The organism is Deltaproteobacteria bacterium (assembly GCA_020845895.1).
Lineage (GTDB): Bacteria > Lernaellota > Lernaellaia > JACKCT01 > JACKCT01 > JADLEX01.
Genome location: JADLEX010000079.1, coordinates 1 through 15,743 on the forward strand (window position 1 = coordinate 1; position 15,743 = coordinate 15,743).

General features: G+C 63.6%; 14 protein-coding genes. 2 read left to right on the forward strand and 12 right to left on the reverse strand.

Translation table 11 applies throughout. The features are described from left to right. From IT350_10725 to IT350_10775, 11 genes are all read right to left on the reverse strand, one after another. On the reverse strand, nucleotides 1-916 hold a 916-nt coding region (locus IT350_10725; protein ID MCC6158514.1), incomplete at its 3' end, for an NAD(P)(+) transhydrogenase (Re/Si-specific) subunit beta. Between the two features lie 10 nt (nucleotides 917-926). Then, the gene (locus tag IT350_10730) at nucleotides 927-1,241 is read right to left on the reverse strand and encodes an NAD(P) transhydrogenase subunit alpha (GenBank protein ID MCC6158515.1); all 315 of its coding nucleotides are present in this window, start codon (nucleotides 1,239-1,241) and stop codon (nucleotides 927-929) included. Nucleotides 1,242-1,267: 26 nt separating this feature from the next. After that, nucleotides 1,268-2,431: a Re/Si-specific NAD(P)(+) transhydrogenase subunit alpha gene (locus IT350_10735; GenBank protein MCC6158516.1), complete on the reverse strand. Its 1,164-nt coding sequence runs from the start codon at nucleotides 2,429-2,431 to the stop codon at nucleotides 1,268-1,270. Nucleotides 2,432-2,632: 201 nt separating this feature from the next. Then, on the reverse strand, nucleotides 2,633-3,337 hold the full coding sequence (locus IT350_10740) for an FAD-dependent oxidoreductase (protein ID MCC6158517.1): 705 nt from the start codon (nucleotides 3,335-3,337) through the stop codon (nucleotides 2,633-2,635). A 114-nt stretch (nucleotides 3,338-3,451) separates the two neighbouring features. After that, on the reverse strand, nucleotides 3,452-3,757 hold the full coding sequence (locus tag IT350_10745; protein MCC6158518.1) for an SUF system Fe-S cluster assembly protein: 306 nt from the start codon (nucleotides 3,755-3,757) through the stop codon (nucleotides 3,452-3,454). A 13-nt stretch (nucleotides 3,758-3,770) separates the two neighbouring features. Next, nucleotides 3,771-4,223 carry an SUF system NifU family Fe-S cluster assembly protein gene (locus IT350_10750; protein ID MCC6158519.1) on the reverse strand — a complete coding sequence of 151 codons (453 nt, stop codon included), beginning with the start codon at nucleotides 4,221-4,223 and terminating at the stop codon, nucleotides 3,771-3,773. Continuing rightward, nucleotides 4,223-5,458: a cysteine desulfurase gene (locus IT350_10755; GenBank protein MCC6158520.1), complete on the reverse strand. Its 1,236-nt coding sequence runs from the start codon at nucleotides 5,456-5,458 to the stop codon at nucleotides 4,223-4,225. Before IT350_10755 ends, IT350_10750 begins: the two co-directional genes overlap by 1 nt. 32 nt (nucleotides 5,459-5,490) lie before the next feature. After that, nucleotides 5,491-6,819: a Fe-S cluster assembly protein SufD gene (sufD, locus tag IT350_10760; protein MCC6158521.1), complete on the reverse strand. Its 1,329-nt coding sequence runs from the start codon at nucleotides 6,817-6,819 to the stop codon at nucleotides 5,491-5,493. Between the two features lie 7 nt (nucleotides 6,820-6,826). Further along, nucleotides 6,827-7,591 carry a Fe-S cluster assembly ATPase SufC gene (sufC, locus tag IT350_10765; protein MCC6158522.1) on the reverse strand — a complete coding sequence of 255 codons (765 nt, stop codon included), beginning with the start codon at nucleotides 7,589-7,591 and terminating at the stop codon, nucleotides 6,827-6,829. Between the two features lie 64 nt (nucleotides 7,592-7,655). Continuing rightward, complete coding sequence (gene sufB / locus IT350_10770) at nucleotides 7,656-9,107, reverse strand: Fe-S cluster assembly protein SufB (GenBank protein ID MCC6158523.1); 1,452 nt, start codon at nucleotides 9,105-9,107, stop codon at nucleotides 7,656-7,658. A gap of 33 nt (nucleotides 9,108-9,140) precedes the next feature. Then, nucleotides 9,141-9,629 carry an SUF system Fe-S cluster assembly regulator gene (locus tag IT350_10775; GenBank protein ID MCC6158524.1) on the reverse strand — a complete coding sequence of 163 codons (489 nt, stop codon included), beginning with the start codon at nucleotides 9,627-9,629 and terminating at the stop codon, nucleotides 9,141-9,143. Nucleotides 9,630-9,834: 205 nt separating this feature from the next. Here IT350_10775 and IT350_10780 point away from each other — a divergent pair, with 205 nt between their 5' ends. Both IT350_10780 and IT350_10785 read left to right on the forward strand, forming a co-directional pair. Then, nucleotides 9,835-10,626, forward strand: a complete 792-nt coding sequence (locus IT350_10780; GenBank protein ID MCC6158525.1) for an SDR family oxidoreductase — start codon at nucleotides 9,835-9,837, stop codon at nucleotides 10,624-10,626. Nucleotides 10,627-10,637: 11 nt separating this feature from the next. Beyond that, entirely contained in the window at nucleotides 10,638-11,900 is a 1,263-nt protein-coding gene (locus tag IT350_10785) for a CCA tRNA nucleotidyltransferase (GenBank protein ID MCC6158526.1), read from the forward strand. Between the two features lie 106 nt (nucleotides 11,901-12,006). Here the strand turns inward: IT350_10785 and IT350_10790 are convergent, their stop codons facing one another. Beyond that, entirely contained in the window at nucleotides 12,007-15,483 is a 3,477-nt protein-coding gene (locus IT350_10790; GenBank protein ID MCC6158527.1) for a hypothetical protein, read from the reverse strand. Between the last annotated feature and the right edge of the window lie 260 nt (nucleotides 15,484-15,743).

The following is a 15,743-nucleotide window of genomic DNA, read 5'->3' on the forward strand; positions in this document are numbered from 1 at the left end:
CTTCCGGTGTGAGCGATTTCGCAGTGCCTTTCTTGCCAGAGGCCTGCGCGCCGGCCGTCGCGCCGAACCCGCCGAAGAACACATTCGCAAACGAGCGGTTCATCGCCTTGCACATGATGATCGAGAGAATGATGCCGCTCGCGCCGACCAGCGAACCCGCGACGATCAGCAGATTGTTCTCGATGACGAAGCCCGTGAGCATGCCCGCGATGCCCGAGTAGCTGTTGAGCAGGCAGATCACGACGGGCATGTCCGCGCCGCCGATGGGGATCGTGAGCGAAACGCCCATGACCAGCGCCACCGCCGCGAGCGCGAGGATGAAGAAGAACTTCATGAACGGCATCTCGAACCAGAAGCACGAAAGGTACGAAAGACCGAGCACGCCGAGCGCCATCACCAGATTGAGCATGTGCTGACCCTTGAACAGGATCGGCTGCTCCTTGACCTTGCGGCCGAAAATGCTGCCCTCGAGCTTGGCGTAGGCGACCATCGATCCGGTAAACGTGACCGCACCGACGAACACCGACGCCGCGACCGTCACGGCCACATCGAGACGCGTGGCGGCGGCCACCGTCGTGTGCCCGTGGAATGCTTCCTCGAAGAAGAACGACGTGGCGACCAGTAGCGACGCAAGGCCGCCGAAGCCGTTGAACAGGGCGACGAATTGCGGCATCTGCGTCATCTGGACCGTCAGCGCGTAGTACGCGCCGACGCCGCCGCCGATGATGATGGCCGCCACGATGAAGTGCGGATCGAATTTGCCGATGTCGAGCAGCGACCCGATGATGGCGAGCGTCATGCCCGCCGCCGAGATGATGTTGCCGTTTCGCGAGGTCTTCACGCGCGACATCATCTTGAGGCCGACGATAAACGTGATCGACGCGACGATATAGAGAATGTGCACAAGCCAATTCATGATCGACCCCTCAGGCTTTCCGGAACATGCGCAGCATGCGGTCGGTGACCAGGTAGCCGCCCACGACGTTGATCATCGCGAAGCCGACGGCGAGGAAACCGAGAATGTGCGCGGCGTCGAATTTGAACCACCGGGCCGAAAAGAGCGACCCGACAACCGTGATGCCCGAGATGGCGTTGGAACCCGACATCAGCGGTGTGTGCAGCGTCGGCGGCACCTTGTTGATAACCTCGAAGCCCAGGAAGGTCGCCAGCACGAAGATGTAGAGGCCGACCATGAGCGGATGCAGCGCCGAGGTCTGCGGCCCATCGGCCAGCACGACCATGTACGGAAGCAGCATGTGCGTGAACATCAGGCTTTCCCTCCCCCGCCGACGAGTTCGGCGATCGCCGGAATCCGAATCTCGCCCCCGTGCGTGACGATGGCGCCGGCGTTGATTTCGTCCTCGAAGCTCAGGTTGAGCTCGGCTTTCTTGTAGATATTCTGGACGACGCCCATCAGGTTCTTGGCGTACATGTCGCTCGCGTGCGTCGGCACGGTCGCGGCGAGGTTGAGCGTTCCGATGATGGTGACGCCGCCGCGGACGATCGTCTCGCCGGGTTTGGTGAGCGTGCAGTTGCCGCCGCGCTCGGCCGCGAGATCGACGATGACGGTGCCGGCGTGCATGTCGGCCACCATGTCGTCGGTGATGAGCTTCGGCGCGGGCTTGCCCGGCACGAGCGCCGTGGTGATGATGACATCGGCCGCCACCACGTGGGCCCGGACGATCTCCTGCTGCTTCTTCAGAAACTCGGCCGACGCCTCTCGGGCGTAGCCGCCGGAATCCTGCATCGAGGCGTCGGTGGGCACGTCGATGAACTTGCCGCCGAGCGACTCGACCTGCTCCTTCACCGCCGGACGAACATCGGACACCTCGACGACGGCGCCGAGGCGCTTCGCCGTGGCGATCGCCTGCAATCCCGCGACGCCCGCGCCCATGATGACGACCTTGGCGGGTTTGAGCGTGCCGGCCGGGGTCATCATGAGCGGAAAAATCCGGCCCAGCTTTTCGGCGGCGACCAGCACGGCTTTATAGCCGGCCAGATTCGCCTGCGAGGACAGCGCATCCATCTTCTGCGCGCGGGTAATGCGGGGCAGCAGATCGAGCGCGAACGCCGTGATCTTGCGCCGCGCCAGAGTCTTCACGGTCTCGATATTTTCCCGTCCCCACAGGTAGCTGATGAGAATCGCGCCTTCGCGGGGCAAGTCGGCCTCGAATGCATGAGCCCCTTCGTGAAAGGCGGGCGGATGGAACTTGAGCACCACATCGGCGTTGGCGTAAGCCGCGACGACGTCGGTCACGATCGAGGCGCCCACGTCGACGAAGTCCTTGTCGGGAATGGAGGATCCGAGCCCCGCGCCGGACTCGATCTGAATCGTGAACCCGTCCTTGACCATCCTCTTGACGGTCTCGGGCACCGCGGCGACACGCGTCTCGCCCGGACGCACTTCTTTTGGAATGAAGATCGTCGGCATGATTGGCGTTCCCCTTGGAAAGCGAGATTGGAACCGGAAGTCGGAAGACGCGGCAGGCGCCGCGCGAAGCCGGATTTACACCACGCCCCCCGCGATGTCAACGAAAAACGGCCCCAAATCGGGACCGTCCACGCGCACAAACGACCAGATTTTCTCGGGTATTTCCGTTCGCGGAACGCTCCCGCGGACCGCGACGGGCGGTCACGCCATTTCGGCCTCGGCCTCGCCGGGCTTTTTACGAGGCGCCTTGAAGAACACCTCGGTCTTGATGTGCTCCTTGTCCACCCCGTGGTCGTGGAGCCAGTCGATCACGTCGTACATCATCGCGTCCAAGCCGCACAGGTAATAATACGTTTCCGGCGTGCGCGGCATCTCGTCCAGAAAATCCGTCACGCGCCCGTGATGGAATTCCGTCCGCGGATCGCGCGAGATCGCCATGCGCACGTCGCACCACTCGGCCAGTTCGCGATGATAGACCGCGTCCTCGATGCGTTTCACGCCGTACAGCACCTGCGCGGGAGGATGTTCGATGCGGCTGTGAAACGCCGACAGCAGCGGCGTGACGCCCGTGCCCGTGCAGATGTAGATCCACGGATCGGGTGTCTTGTGCTGCCCCGGCTTGAACATGCCGAAGGGGCCGCGAAACTGGATCTCCTCGCCGTTCTTGTGCTCGGCGATCCACGGCGAGACCTTGCCGCCCGGCACCAGTTTGATGAGGGAGCGAAACTCCGGTTCCTGCGTCCCCGACGACAGACTGAACGAACGCACCGTCTTGCCGTCGGGTCCGAGGACGCTGATCGCCATGCCAGGCGTGAACGGCAAATCGAGCCGGTCGATCGCGACTTCGAAGATGTCGTCGGTGTGCCACCGGATCGACCGGACCTTGGACGTGTGCGTGATAATCATGGCGTCTCCGGGGACAATGTGCCAAACGCGGCGCGGCGGCGCGCCGGGGGGATGGGATTTTGATTTCGTCATCGGGAAAAAACAAGCGGATGGTGTGCCCGCTTCGGCCTCGCCCTACATCATGTTGAGTTCGAGCTTGGCGGCCTCGGTCATCATTGCGGGCTCCCACGGCGGGTCCCAGACGACCTCGACGCGCGCGGCGACGACGCCATCGACCTCGCGCACCTTGCACTCGACCTCGGGCGGCAGCGTGCCGGCCACGGGGCACGCGGGCGAGGTGAGCGTCATCTTCACGTCCACCGCGCCGCTCGGGTCGACGTCGATGTCGTAGATGAGGCCGAGGTCGTAAATGTTGACCGGAATTTCCGGGTCGTAGCAGGTCCGCAACGACTCGACGATTTTGTCCTTGAGTTCATCCATCATGGTCGTTTCCTCACTCCGTCGTCACGACTTCGGATTCGTCTTTCATCGCGGATTTGAGCGTGTGCCAGACCAGCGTGGCGCACTTGATCCGCGTGGGAAATTCGCGAACGCCGGCGAACGCGGCCAGCTTGCCGAGCCCGTCGACATGGGCTTCGGCGGTCGGATCGGAGGTCACCATGTCGTGAAACAGCGCGAACAGCGCATCGGCCTCGGCGATCGTCTTGCCCTTGAGCGCCGCCGTCGCGAGCGAGGCGGATGCGGTGGATATCGCGCAGCCCGATCCCTGAAAGCTCACGTCCGCGATCCGGTCGCCGTCGAGCTTCAGAAACACGGTGACCTTGTCGCCGCACAGCGGATTGAAACCGTCCGCGCGGTGATTCGCATCCGCGAGGACACGGAAATTCCGCGGACTTCTGTTGTGATCGAGAATGACGTCCTGGTACAGGTCCGACAACTCCGACATCAGCCGAAAACCTCGCGTATGCGCACGATTCCCTCGACCAGCCGGTCGATCTCGGCGCGGGTATTGTAAAATGCGAACGACGCCCGCGCCGTCGCGGGAACGCCGAATCGCTCCATGACCGGCTGCGCACAGTGATGCCCCACGCGCACCGCGATGCCCTCGCGATCGAGGATGGTGCCGATGTCGTGCGGATGCACGCCGTCCATCACGAAGGAAATCACGCCCGCCTTCTCGCGCGCCGTGCCGATGATGCGCACGCGGTCGATCTCGCCGATCCGCTCCGTTGCGTAGTCGAGCAGGTCTCGCTCGTAGGGCTCGATCGCGTCCCATCCGAGATTTTCCACGTAATCGATCGCGGCGGAAAGCCCCACCGCGCCGGCGATGTGCGGCGTCCCCGCTTCGAACCGGAACGGCGCCTTGGCGTAGGTCGTCTTTTCGAAGGTGACGTTCAGGATCATGTCGCCGCCGCCCTGATATGGCGGCAGTTTCTCCCACCACTCCTTTTTTCCGTACAGCGCGCCAAGGCCCGTCGGCCCGTAGAGCTTGTGCGCCGAGAACGCGTAGAAGTCGCATTCGAGATCCTGCACGTCCACCTTCATGTGCATGATCGCCTGCGCGCCGTCGATGAAGACGGGAACGCCGCGCGAATGCGCCGCGTGCACGATGTCGCGCACGGGGTTCACGGTTCCGAGGGCGTTGGAAACATGAACCACCGAAACGATCTTCGTGCGCTTGGTGATCCGCTTTTCGAACTCCGGCCAGATCAACTCGCCCCGGTCGTCGATGGGCGCGACAACGAGTTTCGCGCCGGTCCGCTCGCACAGAAGCTGCCACGGCACGATGTTGCTGTGGTGCTCCATGTGCGTGATGAGAATCTCATCGCCCTCGCGGATGAACGCCGCGCCGAACGACGACGCGACGAGATTCACCGCGTCGGTCGTGCCCTTCACGAACACCACATCGGTGGGGTTCGGTGCGTTGATAAACCGCGCCACGCGTCCGCGCGCGTGTTCGTATTTCCACGTAGACTGCTCGGAGAGCCAGTGCACGCCCCGGTGCACGTTGGCGTATTCCGTTTCGAGAAAAGTGTTTGTCGCCTCGAGAACCAAGTGGGGCTTTTGCGTGCTGGCGGCGTTGTCGAGATAAACGAGCGGCTTTCCATGCACCTGTCGCGCGAGGATCGGAAAATCGCGGCGAATCGCCTCGACATCGAGCCTGGGCGCGGGCGAGCCCATCCGTTCGGGCTCCACGTATCGTGTGGCGGCGGTCATGCCCTCTCCACGGTTTGGTCGATCGGCATCCATTGTTCCATCGACGATTCCAGGTGCTCGCGCAGCGCGGCGACCTTGATGTTCGCGAGAATCTCGCCCGCGAACGCGCGCACGAGAATCATCCGCGCGTCATTTCTCCCCACGCCCCGCGAGCGAAGATAGAAGATCGCTTCCTCGTCGAGTTGCCCCACGGTCGCGCCGTGCGAGCACTTCACGTCGTCGGCGTAGATCTCGAGCTGCGGCTTGGTGTGCACCGTCGCGTCGCGGGTGAGCAGCAGATTCTTGTTGTTCTGGTACGCGTCTGTCTTTTGCGCATCGGGATGCACGTGGATGCGCCCGCGGAACACGCCCGTCGCGCGCCCGCCCAAAATGCCCTTGTACTTCTCGTTGCTGTGACCGTTCGGTTGGGCGTGATCGACCTGCGTGTGATGATCGACATGGCGCTGTCCGTCGGCGACAAACAGACCGTTCAGATACGTCTCGATGCGATCGCCGCCCATCATGGCGTTGATGTCGTTGCGCACGAGCCGCCCGCCCAGCGACAGCGAATGATTGGCGTACACGCTGCCAGCGCCCTGATCGACCTGCGTGAGCGAGACGTGAAACGCGTCATGGCTTTCGCGCTGCAGGCGATAGTGATCGACATTCGCGCCCGCGCCGATGGTGATCTCCGAGACGGCGTTCGTGAAATACCCGCCGCCCGTGCCCTCGTAGCTCTCCACAATTGTGGCCGTCGCGCCCTCGCCCGCGACAATCAGGTTGCGCGGGAAAATCGCTGCCGGACCGCCGTCGAAGTGCGCGAGAAACACGATGTGAATCGGCCGCTCGACCTGAACGCCCGCGTCGATCGCCAGCAGCGCGCCGTCGGTCATGAATGCGGAGTTGAGCGCGGGAAACGGAGCGGTCCGCAGATCGATCAGGCGGCCCAGCGCCTCGGCCGTGAAGGGATCGTCGCCATCGATCGCCGACGCGAGGTTCACGAGACGCACGCCGCGGGGAAGCCCGGACGCATCCGACAGCTCCGCGGAGAATCGTCCGTTCACGAAGACGAGCCGATGGGCCTCGAATCCGCCGAGCAGGGCGGAGGCGACCAGCGCGTCCGGCGCACCGACGGATAGCGGGTGCTCGGGCGGCGTGAAGTCCGATTTTGCGATGACGTCCACGTTGGTGTGCCGCCACTCCTCAATGCGCTTCGTCGGAAATCCGAGAGACGAAAACACCTCGAACCCCGCGTCGCGCCGGTTCTGCGCCCAACCCGGCTCGCGGGCGGCGACGAGACCCTTGAGGCGCGGATACGAATCCTGAAATCGATCGAGCGCGTTCATGAGGACCTCACGACGCCGCCGGCGCGGCCGCGCCGTTTTCGATCCACGCGTAACCCTTTTCTTCCAGCTCATGGGCGAGTTCCGGTCCGCCCGAGCGCTGGATTCGACCGTCCACCATGACGTGAACGACGTCGGGCTCGATGTAGTTGAGCAGACGCTGATAGTGCGTGATGACGACGATGGCGCGATCCGGACCGCGCATCTGGTTCACGCCCGCGGCGACGATGCGCAGCGCGTCGATGTCGAGCCCCGAGTCGGTCTCGTCGAGAATCGCGAGGCTGGGTTCCAAAACGCTCATCTGAAAGATGTCGTTGCGCTTCTTTTCGCCGCCGGAAAATCCCTGGTTGACCGCGCGGGACAAGAAGCTCGAATCCATGTCGAGCATCTTCATTTTCTCCTTGACGAGCACGAGGAAATCCGCGGCGTCGAGTTCCTCAAGCCCTTTGTGGCGGCGCACCGCGTTGAGCGCGTTTTTGAGGAAGTACGAGGTTGAAACCCCCGGAATCTCGACGGGATACTGGAACGCCATGAACAGGCCCTCGCGGGCGCGCTCCTCCGTGGCGAGTTCCAGCAGGTCAGTGCCGTGGAAGCGCACCTCGCCCTCGGTAACGGTGTAAGTCTCGCGCCCGGCGAGCACCTGGGCCAGCGTGCTTTTGCCCGTGCCGTTCGGCCCCATGATCGCGTGCACCTCTCCCGGCTTCACGGTCAGGTTCACGCCCTTCAGAATTTTTCGCCCCGCCACCTCGGCGTGCAGATTCCGGATCTCGAGCATCGAATCGTCCTTCCCCTTCATGCGCGCGGGAGTGACCCGCCCGGCGCGCGCGTGCAAATTCCGTTCAGCCGACGCTGCCCTCGAGGCTCACGCCGAGCAGTTTTTGCGCTTCGACCGCGAACTCCATCGGCAGCTCGCGGAAGACTTCCTTGCAGAATCCATTGACGATCAGGCCCACCGCATCCTCGGTCGATAGACCCCGCTGCCGCAGATAGAAAATCTGATCCTCGCTGATCTTCGACGTGGTGGCCTCGTGCTCCACCTGCCCCGAGGGATTCGACACGTCGATGTACGGAAACGTGTGCGCGCCGCACTTGTCGCCGATCAGCAGCGAGTCGCACTGCGAATAGTTGCGCGCGTTTTCGGCGCCCTTCGCGATGAAGACCTGCCCGCGATAGGTGTTCTGACCGAATCCCGCCGAGATGCCCTTCGAGACGATCGTGCTCTTCGTGTTGCGGCCGACGTGCACCATCTTCGTCCCGGTATCGGCCTGCTGGCGATTGTTCGCGAGGGCGACCGAGTAAAACTCGCCCACCGAGTTGTCGCCCTGCAGAATGCAGCTCGGGTACTTCCACGTGATCGCGGAGCCGGTCTCCACCTGCGTCCACGAGATCTTCGCGCACTCGAACGCCTTGCCGCGGTTGGTCACGAAGTTGTAAATGCCGCCCTTGCCGTCCTTGTCGCCGGGATACCAGTTCTGCACGGTCGAATACTTGATCGTGGCCCCGGGCAGCGCCACGAGTTCGACGACCGCCGCGTGGAGCTGGTTCTCGTCGCGCATCGGCGCGGTGCAGCCTTCCAGATAGCTGACCGTCGCCCCCTCGTCGGCGACGAGCAGCGTGCGTTCGAACTGTCCCGTGTTCGCCGCGTTGATGCGGAAATACGTGGACAGTTCCATGGGGCAGCGCACGCCCTTGGGAATGAAGCAGAACGAGCCGTCGGAAAAGACCGCCGAGTTGAGCGCGGCGAAGTAGTTGTCGTGGATGGGAACGACGGAGCCCAGGTACTTCTCCACGAGATCAGGGTGCTCCAACACCGCCTCGGAGAACGAGCAAAAGATGATGCCCAGCTCCATCAGCTTGTCGCGAAAGGTCGTCGCCACGCTGACGCTGTCGAAAACCGCGTCCACGGCGATCCCCGAAAGGCGCATCTGTTCGACGAGTGAGATGCCGAGCTTGTCGTAGGTGCGCCGGATTTCGGGATCGATGTCCTCGAGACTCTTCGGCTTGTCCGCATCGCCCATGCCCTTGGGGGCGGAAAAATAGGAGATCGCCTGATAGTCGATCGGCGCGATGCGCAGATGCGCCCAGTCGGGCTGCTCCATCTTGAGCCACGCGCGATATGCCTTCAGGCGGTAGTTGAGCAGGAATTCGGGCTCGCCTTTTTTCTTCGAAATCAGCCGAACCACATCTTCGTTCAGCCCCGGCGGGAACTGGTCCGCCTCGACGTCGCTGACGAAGCCCCACTTGTATTCCTGGCTGATCCGTTCCTGGATGACATCGGTTGGACTCGACATGGTCTCTCCCGCGCGTATGGCCGCCGTGCTTCTTTACGAGGCGTGCGCCTCGGACAGTTGCTCCAGCGCTTTCAAAAAATTCGCCGTCGGGCCGCAGTTCGCCCCGTCCCCCACCATCTCGGCGATCGTCACCCGCGCCAGCGCGTCCTGGACCACCTGATTGATCCGCTGCCAATTGGGACGCACCGGGCAGTGCTGCGTGTTCTCGCACTCGCTCTCGCGCCCCCGGTCGTCCACCGAGACGCAGTGCGTCATCGAGATGGGGCCTTCGAGCGCCGCGATCACGCGCGCCACGCTGATGTCCGTGGGAGGAACGGCGAGGCTGTAGCCGCCCTTCGCCCCGCGCTGCGACTCCAGCAAACCGTCTTTTGCCAGCAATTTCAGGATCTTGCTGACCATCGGCACCGGCAACCGCGTGAGCGACGCGAGATCCTTTGCCGCAAAACTCGCGCCGGGCGCCTGCCCGACGTACTGCGTCAGCAGGACGATGCCGTAGTCGGTTTGTCTTGTGATTCTCAGCATTTGGCGTTGCCCAAGCCGCGTCGTGAACCAATACAGGACTGTTTTAGTCCGATATGGCCGATATTTAGTCCCCCCGCGTCGACTTGTCAACGGAAAATTCTATGCGCCGCGTCAGGGCAGGGTGCGCGAGAATCCGTTTGCCGCTGCGAGTGACCGGCGACGGAAAAATGCGCTATCGTGCGACGTACCGCATCTGGAGTTGAAAATGGATCTGGGTTTGAAGGGGAAAACCGCGCTCGTGTGCGCGGCGAGCAAGGGAATGGGCCGCGCGTGCGCGCTGGAGTTCGCCGCGGAGGGCGCGAATCTGGTGATCTGCGCGCGCGGCGAGCAGCGGCTCGCGCAAACGGCGGACGAGGCTCGCGCGCTCGGCGTCGAAGTCGAGTCGATCGTCGCCGACATGACGAGCGCTGACGACCGCCGCCGCCTGTTCGACTCGGCGATCCGCCGATTCGGGCGCGTGGACATCCTCGTGAACAACGCCGGCGGTCCGCCGCCGGGATCGTGGACGCAGTTCGACCTCGACGCTTATCGTTCGGCGGTGGAACTCTCGATGCTGTCATCCATCGACATGACGCACCTCGTCCTGCCCGGCATGATCCGGCGCGGCTGGGGGCGCATCGTGAACATCACGTCGATCGCCGTGAAGCAGCCGGTGATCGGATTGATCCTGAGCAACACCGCGCGCACGGGGCTAATCGGGTTCGCCAAGACCGTCGCGACCGAGGTCGCCGCGCGCGGCGTGACGGTCAACAACGTCTGCCCGGGCATCGTGCTGACCGACCGGATGCGCGAACTGCTCGGCGGCGACGCGACGATCGATATGAAGCCCGAGGGCGACGGCGCGGCCGCGCGGCTGATTCGCGACACGCCCGTGGGGCGGATGGCGACCCCAGAAGAGGTTTCCGCGCTCGTGGCGTTTCTCGTGTCGGAGCGCGCATCGTTCATCACGGGCGTGAGCATCGCCGTGGACGGCGGCGCGGCCCGCGCGCTGTTTTAGACCAAATCGTCATGCGTACCATCGATCTTCCCGCCGCGCTGGAACGTTTCCCGTTGCTGCGCGATTTCGCGACTGCCGCGCGCGACGCCGATGCGTGCGTGTGGCTGGTGGGCGGCGTGGTACGAGACGCGTTGCTGGGGCGTGAAACGCGCGACGCGGATCTCGTCACGGACGGCGATCCCGCGAAAATCGCGACGTCGGTCGGACGGGCGGCGCGTGCGACCGTAGTGCACCTGTACGACGATCCGCCGACATATCGCGTGGTGCATGGCGGCATCGAGTACGACCTCACGCGACTTCGTGACGAGACGCTGGATGGAGATCTGCGCGCGCGGGATCTGACGATCAACGCGCTTGCCGCCCGGCTCGGCGGCGATGGCGAAGTGATCGACGAAACCGGCGGCCTCGGCGATCTCGACGCCCGCGTCGTGCGCGGCACGTCGCTCGCGAGTTTCGAGGCCGATCCCCTGCGGGCGCTGCGCGTGTATCGATTCGCCGCCGAACTCGCCTTCGACATCGATCGCGAAACGCGAACATGGTGCACGCGAGTCGGCGGTGCGCTGCGCGGCGTGGCGCGGGAGCGCATCTGGGAAGAAACCCGGCGGCTGCTGGCGACGCCGCGTTCGGCGCGGGCGCTGCGCATGGCGTTTGACGATGGCGTGCTCGCCGAGGTTTTTTTTGTCGTCGATCTCGATTTCGACGTCGCGATGCACGTCGTCGGCCGGCTGGAGCGGGATGGAGCGATCCACGAAAAAACGAAGAACGCTTTCGACGACGCCGTGACCCTGAAACTCGCGGCCCTTGACCAAAGACGGGGTACGTCGGCGATCGCAGACAATCTCAATGCGCCGAAGAGCATTCGCCGGGCGGTGGAGGCGATCGTTGACCACCGCGACGCGCCCGCGCGAATGCGTGCCCGTATCGCCGGGGGCGAGGACGAGCGCGGAGCGCTGGCGGACTACTGGATGGAAACCGGAGAGGCGTGGCTCGCCGTCGCGCGTCTCGACATGGCGGAGCAACTCGCGAACGGCGAGGCGGGAGCTGAAGAATGGCTTGCGCGGCTTCGCGCGGCACATCGCGAGTTTGTGGAGCCCGTGCTGGCCAGTCCGCTCGTCACGGGTCATGACCTGATGAACGAACTCGGCGTGCCGAAGGGACCGCAGATCGGCCGCGCCCTTGCGGGCATTACGCGGGAGCGGATCGCGGGGACGATCCGCACGCGCGAAGAGGCGATGGCGTTCGCGCGGGAAATTTTTCGAACGTCGACGAAATAGCCGACCAGCGGCGAGCACAGCCGAGGGCGGCTGTGCCACACGACGAATCCTTCACACATGCGAAGGGCCGGGTTTCCCCGGCCCTTTAGATTCTCGATTCAGGATTTTAGGGGACCACGACGAGGTCGGCGAAGATGCCGCCGTAGTCGTAGTTGAGGCCGATGACCTGCTCGCTGAGGATGTCGAGCGCGACATCGTCGAACGACGGAATCTCGATGCCGCCGATGAGATCGCCGAGCACGGGAATCAGGAGCGGCGTAAGCTGATTCACCAACTCGGTGAGCGTCGCGGTATCCCAACCGAAGCCCAGCGGTTCGCTGATGACCGTGAGAAGCATCTCGGGCGTGCCGAAACTCACTTCGAGCAAATTGCCGTCGGTGACGGAAAGCTCCGCAGGAAGAATGATGTTGGCCGCCATCTGGAGGAAGAGCGTCTGGTCGCCGCCGTTGTCGATCACCCAGTCGACCATCAGTTCGCCGATCTGAATGTCGACCCCGAGGCCCGTCGCCGTCGCGATGGTCGGATCCTCGAACAGCGCCACCGGAGGCAACAGCGGACGCAGGTTCACACTGATGTCGCAGGGGCAATCGCCGTAGCTGTCGAGGCCCGCGAAGATGAGTTGCATGGCCAGATCATCGGTCGCCGCGATGTCGGACGCGTCGATGGAGATGAGACCCGCGCGATACACGCCGTAGAGCAACCGGTTGAGGAAGTCGTCGGAGAGCACGACTCCGAACCCATAGGGCGTGGAAGTGCCCGGGACGTTGGCGTTGAGAATCGACGGGCCGGGGGCGATGCCCGGCGTGTTCAGCGATCCTCCGTGGTCCGGCACTGTGCCGCTGGTATCGGACGCGTTGAAGTTGAGATCCATGTAGAACGAACCGCCGTCGAGATCCCACACGATCTGGCCGATGCCGTAGCTCGCGGCGAAATCCACGTCGCCGATGCTGAAGTCGAAGCCCTGCGGGATCTGACTGAGCAGATCGCTGAGCAGGTCAGGGATCAGGTCGGCGAGCGCGTCGTTGATGAGAACCTCCATCAACCATTCGATGATGTCGTTGAAGAGACCCTCGATGAAGTCGGGAAAGTTGTTGATGTCGATGTTGAGACCGTTGAGCGTGAGATCCGTCTGGTCGGACACGACGACCAGCCGGCCCGCGGAATCACCATACACGTTGGCGTGCGCGTCGACATCCACCGAGTCGATGGTGACCTGGCCGCTGACCGAATAGCCGATCCCCGCAATCGCGCCGCGGATACGCCAGTCGAGGCGCACGCCCGGCGAGCCTGTCACCCCCATGTGAATTGTGGGGCCGCTTTCGAAGGACTCCACGTCGAGATATGCGGCGCCGAGGTCGGCGAACGTGACCTCACCCTTGGCGGACCACAGCTCCAGGCCCCACAGCTCTTCGCGTTCATTGAAGATCGGGTTCATCCCGTAAATCATCGCGGGGACCTGATCCATATACGTGTTCACGATCGGCAGGAGGATGTCCTCGAGCTGATCGAACCCGCGCTCGTTCATGCGGAACAGCAGCGCGTCGGGCACGAGCTGGCCATCGGCGTGCTTCGATCCCTGCATCACTCCGAGCCCCAGATGAGTGTGCAGCGACGAAGCGTCCTCCAGCACGTCGATGTCGAAGATGTTGAGACCCGTCGTCAGGTCGAGGTCGCGCTCGAATTCGCAGTTTTCATCCGGATTGAATCCGAATGGAAAATCGATATCGGGCGTGATCTTGATGATGTCCTCGTCGGGATCGCATCCCTCGACGATGCCGGAGACGAAGATCGTGCTGCTCGTCGTCCACGTGCCGCGCGCCGGCGTGTAGAGCCGGATGTCGGGCGGCGTCGTGTCGGCGACCAACACGGCCGCCTGCGCGAACAGTCCGGAGAACGGCGCATCGGCCGTCGCCTTGACGAGGTAGTAGCCCGAGTCGGGGAAGGTGATGTCGCCCGGTCCCGGCGTATCGACCTCGGACGTGCCCGGAGGCGAAACGACCAGCGTGTAGCCGACGTCCGTCACCCGATTGCCGTACTGATCGCGCAGTACGACCTCGGGGTGTACAAAGTCGCCTTCTTCGATGACCGGATTTGGGAACTGGATCGTGATGCTCACCGGCGGACCGGGGCTGACGTGCAGGATCTGCTCGTCGAAGACGTCGGTCCCCGCGACGTAGCCGCGCACCGTCAAGTCACCCGCGCGAAACGCCGTGATTTCCGCCGGGTCGCCCTGATCGATCGTCACGCCGTAGCTCGGCCAAACCTCGAACAGGATCTCGGCGTAGATCTCGTCGTCGTCCTCGTTGTACGCGACGCCCCACGCGTCCACCGTCTCCCCGGCGTCGGCGAAGCTCGTGGACAGGAAGATCTCGACGCGGTCGGGCTGCTGAACATCGACCCACACGAACGCGGACGCCTGGAGCGGCGTCGAGTCGATGACGGTGGAAAGCTGGATCTCGAACACGCCCGGGGCGTTGAATTTGACCGTCTGATCGTCTTCGTCGATGACGACCGAGTTGAACGGCGACACGTTCCACGTCATGTCGGCTTCGGCGGTGCGATCCACGCCGTCGTCATCGTAAACCGCGTAAGTGACATCCACGGTCCCACCCGTCTGCACCATGTTGGGAGTGGCCGTCATTTGGATGTGCGCCCCGACAACCGTCACCGTGAAATAGCTGCTCGCGCTGACCTTGCCCGTCGGGTTCGACGGCGTGACGTGGTTGGGGTGCGTGCCCTCGACGAGAATGATGTGGTCGCCGACCTCGATGTTGGGCAGTTCGCCCGTGATGAACCCGCCGCCCATCCCCAAGTCGCCCGTGCGTTCGACGCCGTCGAGATACAGGTGCATCGTGTTCTGATTGATGTTGATGAACTCGACGTTGACCGGCACGTCGCGCGAGAAGACCTCGGCACCGGGTGTCGGCTCGTGGATAATGATCTTGCCCATGTCCATGTTGAACGTAACCGAGTCGGACGCCTGCGCCGCCGTCACCGAGTCGAAGACGGTAATGGTGAGCGTGTGCTCGCCGGCGTCCACGGCGACGCTGCCGGTCACCTTGGTCGCCGTCCGGCTGACCATGTTGGAAATATCCGTGCCGTCCATCTCGACGACCGTGGAATTCCACACGACGTTCGCCACGTCGGCGTCGATGTCCACGAGATATTCTTCGAGAACTCCGCCCTCGGTCGGGGTGTTGATTACGACGGCCGGGCTGGTTCCCGTGTCGTCATCGCCCGTGTCGTCGTCGGCGGTGTCGTCATCCGTCGTGTCGTCGTCGGTTGTGTCGTCGTCGGTGGTGTCGTCGTCGGTGGTATCGTCATCCGCCGTGTCGTCGTCGGCGGTGTCGTCGTCCGCCGTGTCGTCGTCGGTGACATCATCGTCCGACGTATCGTCGTCCGATCCGTCGTCATCCGGCGGCGGAATGTAAACGTCATCGTCGTCGTCCGAATCCCCGGAACGACCGCCGGCCTCTTCGTCGCCCCCGCCGCCGCATTCGGAACCCATCGTCGCAAACATCACGGCGAGGATCGCAAACCACACCCAGATCGCTGTTCGATGACGACCGACCACAGACTTCATTGCGCACTCCTTGACGGCGGTCGCGGCCCGCGAACCGCGACGCGAAATTCACACCGCCCCGGGGAAAATCAACATAGGAGGGACAAAGCCCTGAATACGTGGATTGTATCTTTTGGATAACCGGGATGTCAAACCCAAATTCCGCGATTGAAATTTCGGACGCATCCTCCCGATGCGCCGGAGTCGCAATTTTCTTGGTCGTCACCGTCTCGGACGACGATCCGAGGCGATCCGTTTCATCGCCGTGGCCGGTCGAGCGC